15 protein-coding genes, 7 tRNA genes and 2 rRNA genes are annotated in these 14,635 nt (G+C 49.8%); 21 read left to right on the top strand and 3 right to left on the bottom strand.

Annotated features, from left to right (window positions below):
* The 10 genes from A3848_RS17670 to A3848_RS17715 all read left to right on the top strand — a co-directional run.
* Nucleotides 1–225 (top strand): 23S ribosomal RNA (locus tag A3848_RS17670); the annotation flags it as partial.
* A gap of 145 nt (nt 226–370) precedes the next feature.
* Nucleotides 371–487 (top strand): 5S ribosomal RNA (rrf, locus tag A3848_RS17675).
* Between the two features lie 90 nt (nt 488–577).
* Nucleotides 578–1,099, top strand: a complete 522-nt coding sequence (locus A3848_RS17680; protein ID WP_256702440.1) for an AAA family ATPase — start codon at nt 578–580, stop codon at nt 1,097–1,099.
* A gap of 84 nt (nt 1,100–1,183) precedes the next feature.
* A tRNA-Glu gene (locus A3848_RS17685) sits at nt 1,184–1,255 on the top strand.
* Between the two features lie 79 nt (nt 1,256–1,334).
* Nucleotides 1,335–1,410, top strand: a tRNA-Val gene (locus A3848_RS17690).
* Between the two features lie 35 nt (nt 1,411–1,445).
* Nucleotides 1,446–1,522: transfer RNA gene (locus A3848_RS17695), tRNA-Met, on the top strand.
* Between the two features lie 4 nt (nt 1,523–1,526).
* Nucleotides 1,527–1,604: transfer RNA gene (locus tag A3848_RS17700), tRNA-Asp, on the top strand.
* An 84-nt stretch (nt 1,605–1,688) separates the two neighbouring features.
* Nucleotides 1,689–1,763, top strand: a tRNA-Gly gene (locus A3848_RS17705).
* A 6-nt stretch (nt 1,764–1,769) separates the two neighbouring features.
* Nucleotides 1,770–1,846, top strand: a tRNA-Arg gene (locus A3848_RS17710).
* Nucleotides 1,847–1,869: 23 nt separating this feature from the next.
* Nucleotides 1,870–1,948, top strand: a tRNA-Leu gene (locus A3848_RS17715).
* 66 nt (nt 1,949–2,014) lie between these two features.
* On the opposite strand, the gene A3848_RS17720 is transcribed toward A3848_RS17715, so the two are convergent.
* On the bottom strand, nt 2,015–3,004 hold the full coding sequence (locus A3848_RS17720) for an MFS transporter (RefSeq protein WP_074086240.1): 990 nt from the start codon (nt 3,002–3,004) through the stop codon (nt 2,015–2,017).
* A gap of 222 nt (nt 3,005–3,226) precedes the next feature.
* On the opposite strand from A3848_RS17720, the gene A3848_RS17725 reads away from it, so the two are divergent.
* The gene (locus tag A3848_RS17725) at nt 3,227–4,126 is read left to right on the top strand and encodes a helix-turn-helix domain-containing protein (protein WP_074086241.1); all 900 of its coding nucleotides are present in this window, start codon (nt 3,227–3,229) and stop codon (nt 4,124–4,126) included.
* Nucleotides 4,127–4,201: 75 nt separating this feature from the next.
* Here A3848_RS17725 and A3848_RS17730 read toward each other — a convergent pair whose 3' ends face one another.
* Entirely contained in the window at nt 4,202–5,365 is a 1,164-nt protein-coding gene (locus A3848_RS17730) for a YhgE/Pip domain-containing protein (protein WP_074086242.1), read from the bottom strand.
* A 224-nt stretch (nt 5,366–5,589) separates the two neighbouring features.
* Nucleotides 5,590–6,780, bottom strand: coding sequence for an enoyl-ACP reductase FabV (fabV, locus tag A3848_RS17735; RefSeq protein ID WP_074086243.1), 1,191 nt, complete (start codon nt 6,778–6,780; stop codon nt 5,590–5,592).
* 168 nt (nt 6,781–6,948) lie between these two features.
* Between fabV and A3848_RS17740 the strand changes: the two genes are divergently transcribed.
* The 10 genes from A3848_RS17740 (at nt 6,949) to A3848_RS17780 (ending at nt 14,627) form a co-directional block, all read left to right on the top strand.
* The gene (locus tag A3848_RS17740) at nt 6,949–7,167 is read left to right on the top strand and encodes a hypothetical protein (protein WP_074086244.1); all 219 of its coding nucleotides are present in this window, start codon (nt 6,949–6,951) and stop codon (nt 7,165–7,167) included.
* Nucleotides 7,139–7,303, top strand: coding sequence for a hypothetical protein (locus A3848_RS32395; RefSeq protein ID WP_178382032.1), 165 nt, complete (start codon nt 7,139–7,141; stop codon nt 7,301–7,303). The genes A3848_RS17740 and A3848_RS32395 overlap by 29 nt, the downstream gene beginning before the upstream one ends.
* Nucleotides 7,272–7,550, top strand: coding sequence for a hypothetical protein (locus A3848_RS17745; RefSeq protein WP_143192422.1), 279 nt, complete (start codon nt 7,272–7,274; stop codon nt 7,548–7,550). The genes A3848_RS32395 and A3848_RS17745 overlap by 32 nt, the downstream gene beginning before the upstream one ends.
* Nucleotides 7,528–7,794: a hypothetical protein gene (locus A3848_RS17750; protein ID WP_074086246.1), complete on the top strand. Its 267-nt coding sequence runs from the start codon at nt 7,528–7,530 to the stop codon at nt 7,792–7,794. Before A3848_RS17745 ends, A3848_RS17750 begins: the two co-directional genes overlap by 23 nt.
* Before the next feature lie 231 nt (nt 7,795–8,025).
* Complete coding sequence (locus A3848_RS17755) at nt 8,026–9,264, top strand: serpin family protein (RefSeq protein ID WP_074086247.1); 1,239 nt, start codon at nt 8,026–8,028, stop codon at nt 9,262–9,264.
* 39 nt (nt 9,265–9,303) lie between these two features.
* Complete coding sequence (locus A3848_RS17760) at nt 9,304–10,125, top strand: BofC C-terminal domain-containing protein (RefSeq protein ID WP_074086248.1); 822 nt, start codon at nt 9,304–9,306, stop codon at nt 10,123–10,125.
* A gap of 215 nt (nt 10,126–10,340) precedes the next feature.
* A complete protein-coding gene (gene ruvC / locus A3848_RS17765; RefSeq protein WP_074086249.1) occupies nt 10,341–10,844 on the top strand; it encodes a crossover junction endodeoxyribonuclease RuvC in 504 nt (167 codons plus the stop codon).
* Nucleotides 10,841–11,464 carry a Holliday junction branch migration protein RuvA gene (ruvA, locus tag A3848_RS17770; protein WP_074086250.1) on the top strand — a complete coding sequence of 208 codons (624 nt, stop codon included), beginning with the start codon at nt 10,841–10,843 and terminating at the stop codon, nt 11,462–11,464. The genes ruvC and ruvA overlap by 4 nt, the downstream gene beginning before the upstream one ends.
* A gap of 29 nt (nt 11,465–11,493) precedes the next feature.
* Entirely contained in the window at nt 11,494–12,501 is a 1,008-nt protein-coding gene (gene ruvB / locus A3848_RS17775) for a Holliday junction branch migration DNA helicase RuvB (RefSeq protein ID WP_074086251.1), read from the top strand.
* Between the two features lie 41 nt (nt 12,502–12,542).
* Nucleotides 12,543–14,627: a SpoIID/LytB domain-containing protein gene (locus A3848_RS17780; RefSeq protein ID WP_074086252.1), complete on the top strand. Its 2,085-nt coding sequence runs from the start codon at nt 12,543–12,545 to the stop codon at nt 14,625–14,627.
* Nucleotides 14,628–14,635 lie beyond the last annotated feature (8 nt).

Here is a 14,635-nt window from a genome sequence, read left to right on the forward strand (position 1 = left end):
CGGGATGGACGTACCGCTGGTGCATCAGTTGTTCCGCCAGGAGCATGGCTGAGTAGCTACGTACGGACGGGATAAGCGCTGAAAGCATCTAAGCGTGAAGCCCCCCTCAAGATGAGATTTCCCAGTATGTAAGACCCCTTGAAGACGACGAGGTAGATAGGTTGGAGGTGGAAGTGCAGCAATGCATGGAGCTGACCAATACTAATCGGTCGAGGGCTTATCCAAATCATAAAACGCAGATTCGTTTCGGATTCAGTTTTCAGGAATCAAGTTCTGATTCATGAGGCCCAAGAGGTTAAATGAAAAAGATTTGTTTTCAGCATTTGGCGATGCTGAGACCTGAATGATGCATTTGCACCGCAAATGCCCGTTTGGTGGCGATAGCGGAGGGGTTCCACGCGTACCCATCCCGAACACGACCGTTAAGCCCTCCAGCGCCGATGGTACTTGGACCGAAGGGTCCTGGGAGAGTAGGACGCCGCCAAGCACATGAAGCCATTGTTGAGCAATCGACAATGGCTTTTTTGTACATATTAATAAATATGATATCTTGGTGGTGGCTCTTATAATAATTTGGGTGAATGGCGCGTTTGGTTCCGGTAAGACATCAGTTGCTTATGAACTGCATCGCAGGCTGCCTCAGTCCTTTGTTTTTGACCCTGAAAATACTGGATATTATCTTAGAGAAAGCATCCCGCATGTCATGTCAAAAGTAGACTTCCAGGATTATACTCTCTGGCGGGAAATTAATTATCAAATGTTGAAATACATAGACTCTGAATACCGTGGGACGGTTAACGTACCGATGACAGTGGCTGATCCAATATATTTCATGGAGATCATTGGAAGACTAAGGGAGGAGGGAATACTGATTAGTCAGTTCACCTTACGGGCCTCCCGTGAAACGCTGTTAACAAGATTGCGCAGCCGTGGAGAGGAGGAAAACTCATGGGCTGCCCAACAAATTGATAGATGTGTTGAGGGCTTGAACCATGAGGTGTTCCACTATCATTTGGACACAGAGTGGCTGTCAATAGAAGATGTGGTAGAGTGTATTGCATCGCAGTTGGATATCACACTATTGCCAAGGACCAGTTGAAATCAAAATGAAATATTTATATTGCTATATCCTGTTAAACTTGATATAATATTTTTTGTTGTCGAAAAGAATAATAATATCTAAGGCTCGTTGGTCAAGGGGTTAAGACACCTCCCTTTCACGGAGGTAACATGGGTTCGAATCCCATACGAGTCATTGTTTTAATTTGAAGGTTATAATAATGTTTGCATTTTGCGTGAGGATGTGTTAAGATCATTAAGTTGCTTCTTTCAATGGAGGCTTAGCTCAGCTGGGAGAGCATCTGCCTTACAAGCAGAGGGTCGGGGGTTCGAACCCCTCAGCCTCCACCAGAGAAACATTATTATATAGAATTTTTTATTACTGACGCGGGGTGGAGCAGCCCGGTAGCTCGTCGGGCTCATAACCCGAAGGCCGCAGGTTCAAATCCTGCCCCCGCAACCAATTTGGAACCGTGGTGTAGTTGGCCTAACATGCCTGCCTGTCACGCAGGAGATCGCGGGTTCGAATCCCGTCGGTTCCGCCATCTTTACACTGCTTCAGAGACGATAATCCATTAAGGGTTCGTTGATGCTTATTACTTAAGAAATGAATGCAATACATACCGTGTGCGGACGTGGCTCAGCGGTAGAGCATCGCCTTGCCAAGGCGAGGGTCGCGGGTTCGATTCCCGTCGTCCGCTCCATAATTTGCGCCCTTAGCTCAGCTGGATAGAGCGTTTGACTACGAATCAAAAGGCCGGGAGTTCGAATCTCTCAGGGCGCGCCATTTATCTTTTCAACTAATAATTCGCCGGCGTGGCGGAATGGCAGACGCGCTCGACTCAAAATCGAGTGGGAAACCGTGGAGGTTCGAGTCCTCTCGCCGGTATACTTCAGTAGCCTTGTAAATCGCTTTTAGCGGTGTGCAAGGCTATTTTTATTTTCTGGGATTATCTTATTTATTGAATATGTTGCGCTGATGCTTGAATTTGGATAGGCTAATGAGCCCGGAGCCGATTATGCATATGAGGCATATTAGTCCGAATATAGAGAATCCGGATTGGAAGCCGAATTGATTCAACAGGAACGTTCCCAGGATAGGACCTTCGATAGTGCCGATTTTGACGAACTCGGAGCAGCCGAAATATAAACCTTTGGCAGATTCTGAAGCAAGCTCATCTACTAATGTGTCGAAGCGGGCACCTATTAATAATTCTCCCAGACTGAAAAGTAGGATAAAGATCAGAGGAACTATATATGAGGTGTGAAAAAGAAAGGACAAAAAACTTATGCTGATCAGTATATTGCTGAGCAGTACAACGTTAAAGGGGTTCCAGTTGGATATCCAGTGAAGCATTGCAAACTGGACGATGAGAATAATAAGGGCATTTGCCGATAACAAGGTTGAGTATAGTTGAATGCCGTTAGTTAAGGAACTGGTGTTGGCCAGGTACTGTGACACTGTCGCGTTCAGCTGAGAATAGCCGAAGAAGGAGAAACTCATACCAGCTAGTAGCAGAAGGAATACATGGTCTTGTAGGAGCAGTTTGAAGACATGGGGGCTGTACTTCGCTTTTTGCGGTGCAGACGCTTCTATACCCGGCAGATCCCGGAAAAAGAATCGTGTGGATATCCCGTATAGAATGTACAGAATGCCCAGGAATACATAAGGTAACAATGTCATTTTCATGTTAAATAGCAGGCTTAGCAGTGGACCCACAAAAGCACCGAGATTAATTGCTGCATATCTCAGATTAAATACCAGCAGCCGATTCTCCGGTGGAGTCTGGGTAGAGAGTATTTTTTTGCTTGCTGGCTCAAAGATCGAGTAACACAATCCGTTAAGAGCGCTAAGCAGGAGAAAATGACATGAACTGCCGGCAAAATAAAAGAGAATAAACACGGTTCCCCAGATAATGGGGATGTACCCCACAATTCTTTTCAAACAAAAAGATCGCCAGAAAAGGAGTACTCATAAAAAGTGCTGTTCTCGTAAAAAAGGTTCCTATGAGGATATTCCAAACTTTGCTGTTCAGGTTCCGAGGTATGTTCATTCTTATTCTCTTCCTTCTCTGCCTATGTATGTTCATTGCGTCGAATGTAGCATACAATGAAAAAAAGACTGGAGAATTGTGCTGTATACTCACAACATGAGTGGAGGGAACGGATGTATCTAGGTACAACGATTCAACAGATCCGCAGGTCCAAAGGGATGAATCAAACAGAGCTTGCCCAGGGAGTTATGAGCCGCTCCAACCTGTCGCGCTTTGAGGGAGGGAAGTACTATCCGGGTTATGATAAGCTGATTCTACTTCTGGATAAACTGGAGATGTCTCTTGAGGAGCTGCTGTTTCTGCATCAGGATCTCGCTCAGCCGATCAAACGGACGCTGCATCTTACATTGGTTGAAGCCGGGAACCGGTATGATTTTGAAAAGCTTAGGGAGATCAGCCATGAATGCCTTGCTATGTATCGGAGTACGGGAACAGATGCCTTTTACCATTTGTATTTACTTGGGCAGGGAGTGCTGATCCAGTATGGGCATGAAGATCAAATCAAGCGGATAAGTGAAGTAGCCAATACTATCAAGCCGTATTTGCTTGAGGTGGATACCTGGTATTTGTATGAATTCAAATTGCTCAACAACTTCCTGTTCACGTTAAGCAGTGACGATGCCATTTTCTTTGGACAAAGGGCTGTGCATGAATTTGATAAATATCATTCCTTTGCCGAGAGTAGGACCATTCAACAGCATTTACTCCAAAATATCTCGAATATCTGTCTTGCTGAGCGGAATTATGAGAAAAGCCTATTCTTTCTCAAGAGGGCATTACCGTTAGCTGACAAAACAAATCTGTTGTACGATAAGATCGTGACCTCTGTGTTATATGAAATTACATTAGTCTGCCTAAAGCGAAGCCAGGACACCACGAAATTAAAAAGCTATCTGGAGATTCTGAGGCAGCTTGATTTTATGGACAGTTATAATGCCCTGCTGGATGTGTGCCGAAAGCATCTTTATGGAGAATGGCCCTCACTATTAGAAGGCAGTTTAATTATGGGCTAGAACAAGAGTAGCATTCATATGTTGTTATGAAAAAGAACAAGCCCGTATAGGAGACATGGGCTTGTTCTTCTGTTTTTAGGGGGACGAAGGGCTTGTTGCTTCTACAAGAATCTTTTTGGGGGCACGGCGGACTGCAGTCACTACGGCCGAGAGCAGGGTGCAGGCGATTGCGGTATAGACGAGGGCGAGCACGTCGTGCCCGATTCCCTGACCGCCGATCACGAGATCCAGCATGCCATCCACGGCGTAACGGGCCGGGAAGAATTGGCCGATCCAGACATAGAATGGTGACAGAATCTCGCGGGGAATGGTCGCGCCGGAGGACAGCATCTGAATGGAGAGCAGCCCGATGTTCATCCAGGCGCCAGCATCTCCAAAGAGAACGAGACTTAGCTGCGCAAGGGTCATGCAGGCAAGAATGATCAGGAATTCGAACATCCAGGTAGCGAAATATCCTGTAGTGAACGGGATGCCCAGGCTATTGATCAATGTAGTGCTGATCAGAGAGGCCAGGAATGCTACGGTACCCATAATTATAAAGCGTGCGGCGAACCGCTGCCATTTGCCTGCCTGAGCAGAGAGATTCACCGAAGCACGGTTCAGGTTCATAGCAAGCAGCATGGAGCCGGTGAAGGAGGCTGTAACAATCATCAAAGGAACCATGGTTTGGGCAAAGTTAGTGGTGGGGTTAGTGATCTTCACATTGGCATTTATGCGCGACGAGATGCCGGATTTCAAAATATCAGCTTGTGCAGCCGGAAGCTGCATGGCTGCAAGTGCCTGCTGAAGGCCTTGCATAGTAGTCTGCTTGTTCAATGCGGCAGTGATTTGAGCGGCTACCGTTTGCATGGCATTGGACACCATCTGCGGGTTGGACTGGTTGATTAAGTAGTCCAGCTCGGCTTGTTCCCCTGGATTACTCAGCTGCTTGGTGAACCCTTGCGGGATATTGATAATCATACGGATACCACGGCGGTTCATCGCATCCTTTGCCTCCTGCAAAGTCAGGTCTGTCTCGAGCCGGAACTTCAATGAGCTGCTAATTCCATCCATAATTGGCTGAGCGGTGGTACCATCCTCATTAACAATAGCAATGGACATTTGGTTTACACGGTCCGTAACATGATCGTACCCCGTCACCCAAATTAAGCTAAAGAAAACCTGAAATAAGAGTGCAGTGATAATTCCGACAATAGTGACGGGCTGCTTGAGAAACCTTTTTAATAAAGAAATAGACATGATAACATCTCCTTTTATATACCAACATGATCTATATCGTATTGTAATATATCATTTAGGTATATAATTGACAAGAGCGATATTCATGTTTTGAAAAATACTGATACGGTCAGCAATTGAGCTGGAACAAGTAGTTGTGAAAAATAGCAAACGCAAATAAGCCGCCCCCCAGAAATTCAGGGAGCGGCTTATTTATCATGTGCCAGGCGGAATATTCAAAAGCATTAAACCTGGTTGGGAATCTCTACCGAAGGATCGGTATCGGCCTCGTAATCCACACCTTCGGTCTGGAAGCCAAACAAGTGGAAAAAGTCTTTGCGATAGCCTTCAAGGTCTGCCAGTTCAGGGACATTGTCGGTTTCGAGTTCGTTCCAGCGTCTCATAACCTCGATTTGCACATCCTCGCGCATTTCCCAATTATCGATACGGATCAGGTGGCTGCCGTCTGCCGCCGCTTTGCCGCCATTATACAAATGCTCTGCGAACAAACGATACATTTGCTGGATGCAGTTTTCATGCAGTTCCTTATCCTTCATCACTCTATACAGTGCAGAAATGTACAGTGGAACCACTGGAATTGCCGAGCTGGACTGCGTGACAAGTGCTTTGTTAACCGATACAAAAGCACGTCCGCCTAAGACAGCCAACTTCTGATTCAGCGCGATAGCTGTCTGCTCCAGGTCATTTTTGGCCTGTCCAATGGTTCCGTCCCGGTAGATTGGATGGGTGATTTTTGGCCCGATGTAGGAATAGGCTACTGTGGTTGCCCCATCTGCCAGTACGCCGGCTGCCTGCAGCTGATCGATCCACATTCCCCAGTCTTCCCCGCCCATAACGGCGATTGTCTGACGGACTTCATCGTCTGTCGCAGGCTCAATAGTCACCGTTGAGACCTCTCCGGTATGGAAGTTCATGGTCTTATTCGTATAGGCAGTGCCTACCGGTTTAATTACAGAGGAGAAGGTTTCGCCTGTTACAGGATGGGTACGGCGCGGGGAAGCGACACTATACACTACAAGATCCACCGTCCCATATTCTGCCTTGATTAGGTCAATTGTTGTCGTCTTGATGGCATCTGAGAAGGCATCCCCAACGATACTGTGAGATTTGAGGCCTTGCTCTGCGGCTGCCTGTTCAAAAGCGGCAGAATTATACCACCCTGCAGAAGCGGTGCGAATCCCTTCAGCAGCTTTGTCAAAGAATACGCCGATCGTATTGGCTCCAGCTCCAAAAGCGGCAGCAATCCGCGAAGCCAGACCGTACCCGGTGGAGGCGCCGATAACGAGCACGTTCACGGGGCCGGTTAGCTTCTTCTGTGCTTTTACATAATCAATTTGTTCCTGTATTTGTTTGGCGCACCCTTCCGGATGGGCGGTTGTGCAAATGAAGCCGCGCGTTTTTGGCTGAATGATCATCAAGGATTACCCCTTTGTTTTAGTTTTTAACTTTTTTCACTAATATAGAGTATAGCAAATGATGGCTTAGAAAGATAAGTATGATTGCATTTTTATAGTTATTAGAATGATTGCAGAATAGCGAAGTCTGTTATTACTAGGTAAACAGGTGGGAGGGAGGGATTAGGAATGCGTATTATTAGCAGAAGCGAAGCAGCGGAAATCTTGACAATAAAGGCAGTGATCCGGGTAATGGGAGATGTGCTGACGGATCTCGCCCGCGGGGAGGCGGTGCAGAGCCTGCGGCAGGTCTTGCCCCTGCTTGAGGGGAATCTTATGGGTCTGATGCCGGGTTATTTGCGGAGGGAGGCGGCTCTATGTGGACCGGCTGGAGTCCGCTGTCCATGAAGCGGGAGATTATCTGATTTCGCTGGCGGAGGGGGCTATCACCTCCGGACATATTGTTGGTGAAATCTGCGGATTATTGTGCGGCAGTGTTAAGGGCAGGAGCAATGGGTTGGAAAATACACTGTCCAAAAGATGAATACGTGATCCGGCTTGTCGGCGTTGACCATGCAGGCATCGGTACGGACTGGCACATGAGTGATCTGGACTGGTCGCTTTTACATAATAGTTTGTTTAACTTCTACTGCTCGGGTGAGTACAGCGGGAGGATTTATTTTACAGACCAGGAAGTGATGCACGCCAAGGTAGACACCCGCAGACGTACGCAAATGCAGGATAACAAACTGGATCGGGGAGCGAAATATGGAGGACCTGACACCGGTTGAGGCGGTGATCACTCCCTTCTATCTTGGCGGTGATGGCCGGGCAAATTCCTCTCTGGGTGATGGTAGGCTAGGACCTCAGCCAGAAGAGGCTTCACCGGCAGATACCTACATCTATAATCCGGCCGAACCTGTAGATGGCAGCGGGGAGAGGGAGCCTGAGAATATGCGGAGACATGAGCTGCGCAGCGATATTGTGGTATATACGAGCGAGCCATTGCTGGAGAGCTTTCGTAGCTTTTCCTAACAACAATACCGGTAATAACCCTTACGAGGATACCGAAGCGGTGATTGTGCAGCAGACCCTTTACCACGACAGCTATTATCCGAGCTATATCCTGCTGCCCGTGATTCCCAGCGTGTAATTTGTAAAAAGACGATTTGAAACATTTTCCAAACAACTGCGTCTTAAACAGTAAATGGCACTCGTGTGAATACGTTTGCTGAAGACGATGTTGAAAGGGGAGAATGTATAGATATGGGCAAAAAAATACTCAAGCTCCTGCTGGCGGTCTTTCTGCTGGCAGGCTGCAGCCAAGGAGAGGCACCGATAAGCTATGCCGAAAGGCAAGGCTCTGCGGCCAAGCTGGATTTCCGGCTGGCGCAGCAGAGCAACCTGCTGGGGCTTAAGCTTTTCAGCCAATTAAAGGACAAGAGCGGCGGCAATCTGACCATCTCACCGTACAGTATCGCCACCGCCCTGGCTCTAGCCTACAATGGCAGCGCCGGTGAAACTGCGGAAGAACTGGGAAGACTGCTTGGCTATGCCCCTGATGAACGGAAGCAGCTGAATAAAAGCCATCAGGACCTCATGCGGTTAATGCAGGATGCCGGGCAGGGGGTTGATCTGAAGTTGGCCAATTCTGTCTGGGGTACCGCCGGCATTCCGCTGCGTAAGGAATACTTGGCAACCAGCAAGACTTATTATGGTGCAGAGATCCGCAAAGTAGATTTGGCGGCACAGCGGTCGGTCAGCGAGATTAATGGATGGGTATCCAAGCACACAGAGCACAAAATAACGCAGATGCTGGACAAACCTCCTGGGCCACAATCGGTAGCTGTGCTTGTTAACGCGCTGTATTTCAAAGGTGGATGGAAGGAAGCTTTTCCGGTGGAGAATACCCGGCAGGCCGAGTTTCGACTCTCCACGGATGAAACGGTACAAGTACCAATGATGAGCCAAAAGGGATACTTCCCGTACTCTGAACATGAAGAATGGCAAGCCATACGCATTCCTTATGGTGACAAGCAAATGGATATGCTGGTTATTCTGCCAAGTGTACATTCTTCATTGGAAGAGTTGGAGGGCCAGTTTGAGGCAGGCGGATTTCCAGCCGAAGAGGACTTTGTGGAGAAGCAGGGGACCATCGGATTGCCGCGGTTCAAGGCCAATTTCGGGACGGACCTGAAAGAAGCTCTTCAGGCACTGGGCGTGAAGCTCGCCTTTGATCCGGATAAGGGCGATTTCTCCAAGCTGGCTGATACTTCTGATCCCATCTTCATCAGCAATATCATTCATAAAACCTATATTGATGTAAACGAAAAAGGGACGGAAGCGTCAGCCTCTACGCTTGTTGGAATGGAAATGGGCGCTGCTCCTACGCCCGACCTTCCCTTTCAAATGACAGTCAATCGGCCGTTTTTATTTGTGATCGAAGACCGTCAGACCGGGGTCTGGCTGTTCATCGGTGCCGTTGAGAATCCGTTGTCTAAATAAAATGGGGCGATTCGTCAAACTTTCACCTCCTGCGCATAAATGTTCCCATCACAGGTCACAATAGGGAAAAAGCAGAATGAAGGGATCAACGTGAATGCTTTTCGTTTAAAAAAACAACTGTGGCGGCGTTGGAGACGTTGGAAAAAGGCTCCTTGGGTAGGCGCGGCCTGTATCGTCTTGACGGTGCTGGCCTGGCGCGGTATGCAGGTTCCGGAGGAGCTCAGCAGCCTGCTGCGTGGTTCGGAATGGGCTGTACCGGGCAATCTTAGCGAGTTAAGCCATGAGGCACAAACCGGTAATCCTGGCGGAAGTGTTCCTGTTACTGCGGCTGTGTACAGCCATGCTGAAGAGAATGGACGTGAAGGGGTAGCTGTAATGGATCATAAACAGCTGCTGAAGGCGATAAGTACGGAGCCGATTCGCCGAACGGTTCACTTTAAAACAACGTACATTTCCGGTGAGGAGATATTGACCACTCCAGGGAAGGAATCGATTGCGCAGCTCAAGGGGGTCATCGCTTCACACCCGGACTGGAACGGCTGGATTAGTGCGGATGGCGATCTGTGGATGGAGCACAGTGTCAATGATTTATCTCCGCAAATCAAGAAAGATGCGTTTATTGGAGTGGATGAGCATGGAAATCTGACTCTCTTCAAAGGTCGGCCGGCGGATGAGAGGGTGCTGAAGACCTTTTTTCAAATGGATATGGGCTCAATGAAGTCTTCGCTGCCGGAAGATATTCTGAATCAGCTTCATGAAGGCATCCGTGTGCAGGATGTTGAAGAATACAATAGTGTCCTGTCCACCTTCAGCGATTATGCCCGGGATTCATCGGAACAGGTTATGCAAAGCGAAGAATAACATTGACGAAACGAAGGTCGCCTCTCCGGCTGCTGTTACAGCCGGGGGGGCTTTTTTGGTTAGCTGAAAATGTTCTCGGGGGGTGGTAAACTTTTATACTCCGGGGAGGAGGTTTTTTGCTATAATGGTTAGAAGGAATACATATGTTCGCTTCACGGCGGAGAAATGGATGAAACAGTAGGAATATCTTGCCTGCTGAAGAGGAGAGATTGGATTTGCGCATCCTGGGAATTGACCCGGGGCTGGCGATTGTCGGCTTCGGCTTTGTAGATAAGGTAGGAAATAAATTAACTCCGGTTCAGTACGGATGCATCCAGACCGAGGCGCACACCCCGGAGGCAGAACGTCTGTTGCATGTCTATGAAGGCATGGTGCAGCTGATAGATAAATATAAGCCTGATGCGGTTGCAGTGGAGAAGCTTTTCTTCAGCCGTAATGTAACCACAGCCCTGCCGGTAGCACAGGCAAGAGGTGTAGTGATTCTAGCAGCTGTTCAAGCTGGACTTTCCATCGCAGAGTATACACCGATGATGGTAAAGCAGGCCGTGGTTGGTTATGGCAAAGCGGAGAAGAAGCAAGTACAGGAGATGGTGAAGCTGCTGCTGAAGCTGTCCGCTGTCCCGAAGCCCGATGATGTGGCGGATGCACTGGCGGTGGCGGTATGCCACGCCCATTCCGTCAGTCTTAATTCTAAATTAAATGAGGTATTGCGAAAATGATAGATTACTTAAGAGGACCGGTTGTACATTTGGAGTCGGACTATGTAGTCCTGGACGTCCAGGGGGTAGGGTACCGGGTATTCTGCCCGAATCCATATGCGTTTGCCAAGGTGGAGGGTCCGGTGACTGTTTATATTCATTACCAGACGCGTGAGGACGCGACCCTTTTATTTGGGTTCCCCACAAGGGAAGAACAGAAGCTGTTCCGCAAACTGATAGAAGTATCCGGCATCGGCCCGCGCGTAGCCCTGGGCATTCTGACCGGAGGGACGCCTGATCAGCTGATCTCAGCAATTTACCAGGAGAATATCACCTTCCTGACCAAGCTTCCCGGGATCGGCAAGAAGACGGCCCAACGGATGATTCTGGATCTGCGTGACAAGCTGGACGGCCTGAGTGGAGTAGCGATGCAGACCGGACTGTTCGCCGTAGCGGCTGAGGCACAGGCTGCAGCAGAAGCGCTGCCATGGGAGGAAGCACGGGACGGACTGAAGGCCCTCGGTTATACCGAAGCCGAACTGGATCGGGTATGGCTTACTATGAAAAAAGAGGGTTCAGATACAGGACCAGTTGATGTGCTGATGAAGAAGGCGCTGGGGCTGCTGTTTATAGCCAAATAGGCTGCTTGACAGAACGGAGTGATGGATAAATGGATGACCGGATTATATCGGCTAACCTGATGATGGACGAGCAGGCGGTCGAATTAAGTCTGCGCCCCCGTTATCTGGGGGAATATATTGGACAGAACCAGGTAAAAGAGAATCTTAAAATATATATAGAAGCCGCTAAAATGCGAAGTGAGGCGCTTGATCATGTATTGCTCTACGGTCCGCCAGGGCTGGGTAAAACAACATTGGCGAATATTATTGCCAACGAGCTTGGCGTCAATCTGCGGACAACGTCCGGTCCAGCCATTGAACGGCCCGGAGACCTGGCCGCGCTGCTGACCAATCTGCAGCAGGGAGATGTACTGTTCATTGACGAGATTCACCGGCTGCACCGTACGGTTGAGGAGGTCATGTACCCGGCGATGGAGGACTTTGCGCTGGATATTATGATCGGCAAAGGGCCGAGTGCCCGCTCGGTGCGTCTGGATCTTCCGCCCTTTACGCTTATCGGCGCCACAACCCGTGCCGGGCTGCTGTCTGCACCGCTGCGTGACCGCTTCGGTGTAGTCAGCCGGCTGGAGTATTATAACATTGAGGAACTGAGCTTCATTGTTTCCCGCAATGCAGAACTGCTAGGCATCGAGATTCTCGGCGACGCTGCTGAGGAGATCGCCTTGCGGGCCCGGGGAACTCCCCGGATTGCTAACCGCCTGCTGAAGCGGGTCCGCGACTATGCACAGGTGCGCGGTGACGGAATTATCACACCTGAGATTGCTGCAGAATCACTGAAGATGCTGCAGGTGGACCCGCGCGGGCTGGACAGTATTGATCACAAGATGCTTCATTCGATGATCAGTTCCTTCCGGGGCGGACCAGTAGGTCTGGATACCATTGCAGCAACGATCGGAGAAGAGAGTCAGACCATAGAGGATGTGTATGAGCCTTATCTGCTGCAGATTGGCTTTCTGCAGCGGACGCCGCGGGGGAGAGTTGTGACTCCTGCCGCTTATCAGCATTTAGGCCTACCAGTTCCTCCACAGCCGCAATAAGCCTTGTTTTGTTATCATCTCTATTCTTAGGAGGCATCAAGATGAATTTTGCCAGGTGGAAAAAGACAGGAGTGACCTTACTTGCAGGTGCCCTGATTGCAGCCGGCCTTCTTCTTCCAGCAGCTGACAGCCATGCCGATCCGAACGCAACCATCCGGGTTGCGCTGTATGCCGATATTGGCAGCAAATATAAATCTACCGTCCCTTTCGTGACGCTGAGTTCGACGATGGGCTTCAGTCTGATGTCAGGCAGTGCCCAGCTGCTGCCCATTCCGGCCAATAACAAAATCCGGATCAGTCTCGACGGGTATAAGGTCAAGGTAATGGACAGCCCAACATGGCAGGCAGCCGCAGAAGCTGCCAAGCAGCTTCAATCGAGCTCCGATAAACCGATGCTCTTCGTATCCTCGCGGAATGGGGCAACGGTCTATCAGTTGTATACAGGCCCCTATACCAGTGAAAATGCGGCTAAGGAAGGCTTGAACCGGGTAGGCAAAGCCGGCCTAAATCTACCCCAGGGTCAGGTTCCGGCTTTGACGGGAAGTAAACATTTGTCTGCCGGAACCTTTGCTTCCCAGCAGGAAGCGGATGCTGTCATGAACACGATCACAGCTGCCGGATTCGACGCCTGGAAGACTCTGGTGAGCGGAACAGACGGCAGCGCACAAGTAGAAGTGTGGGTGGGCGAAGCGGCAAGCGACAGCGATCTTGCTGCTCTGCGAGCAGCAGTAACCGCTGCGCTTCCGCAGCTTAGCATAGGGGACGGGGCGACAGCCAAGCCGGGAATGATGATCCGTACTGATGCGGGACTGGACTGGAGCAGCGAGAGCCAGGCGTTTCACTATCAGGTGTCCGGCACAGGAGCCAAGTTTATGGCCTCCGGCAATTCTGCGGGCATTCAACTGGCTGAGCGTTCCAAGCGTATTTACCGCGGGAATCTGGAACTCAGCAGTCTCGCTGGATCCCTCGCGGTAATCAATGAAGTTCCGCTTGAACAGTATTTGTATGCGGTTGTCGGCGGAGAAGTATCATCCGGCTGGCCGGAAGAGGCGCTCAAGGCTCAGGCTGTAGCAGCTCGAAGCTATGCACTGACGCAGGGCACCCGCTTTGACGTGGCCAATGTGGTGGATACCACGCTCAGCCAGGTGTATAACGGCATAGGTGCTGAAGCACCGGTGATTACCAAGGCAGTAGATGCTACCGCGGGCGAAGTGTTGATGAGCGGAGGTAAAATAGTTGAAGCTGTATTCTCCTCCAACAGCGGCGGTGTGACAGCTGATCCGTCGGAGGTATGGGGCAATGGCGGCACTACTTTCGTCAGTGTAGCCAGCGCAGAGGATGCTGCAGCTGTAGCAGCTTCGAAGAAGTGGTATTACCTGCTGCTTGACAGCGGGATCACTGGGTATGCTCGTGAGGACAATATCAAATTGACTGGCAGTAAAACGGCGGCTGGCCTGGATATGGCCACAGCGAGCACCAAAGATGTGAATATCCGTCCGTTGCCTGTCATTGAGAGCGGTGCAAGTCCGCTGGGCAAGCTGAATCCCGGCGAGAATGCTGTAATTCTGGACCAGTTCTATGAGAACGGAAGCTACAGCTGGGTTAAAGGACCTTACACCTCAGCGGATCTGCTCAAAAGCCTATCAGGCAAGGTCAGCAATTCACTGCCGTCTTCTATCGCCAGTCTGGAGGTTACGCAGCGCGGGCCATCCGGAAGAGTAACACAGGTAAAAGCCAACGGCGAGATTTTACAGGTGAAATACCCTGATCTGTTCCGTTCAGCGCTGGGCGGATTGCCCAGTACTTTGTTTGATATTGTACCTGCCGGCAGTTATACTGTATTAGGCGCTGACGGCTCAAAGGGAATTGTTAGCAGTACCCAGAGCACGGACGTACTGTCCGCATCCGGCAAAGTGACGGTGAACGGCAGCGGCACGGTTGTTATGGGGGCAGATACTTCGTCCAGGGCAGTTACAAACAGTCCGGGCTTTTATTTCATCGGCTGGGGAAATGGCCACGGGCTTGGCATGTCCCAGTGGGGGATAAAGGGCATGGCTGACAAGGGGTATGATTACACGAAAATATTGCAACACTATTTTAATAACGTTACTATAGTTAAGGAATGAAGACTGAC

It is taken from the genome of Paenibacillus sp. P32E, from assembly GCF_001909085.1.
In the GTDB taxonomy this organism is placed as follows: Bacteria; Bacillota; Bacilli; order Paenibacillales; family Paenibacillaceae; genus Paenibacillus_AQ; species Paenibacillus_AQ helianthi.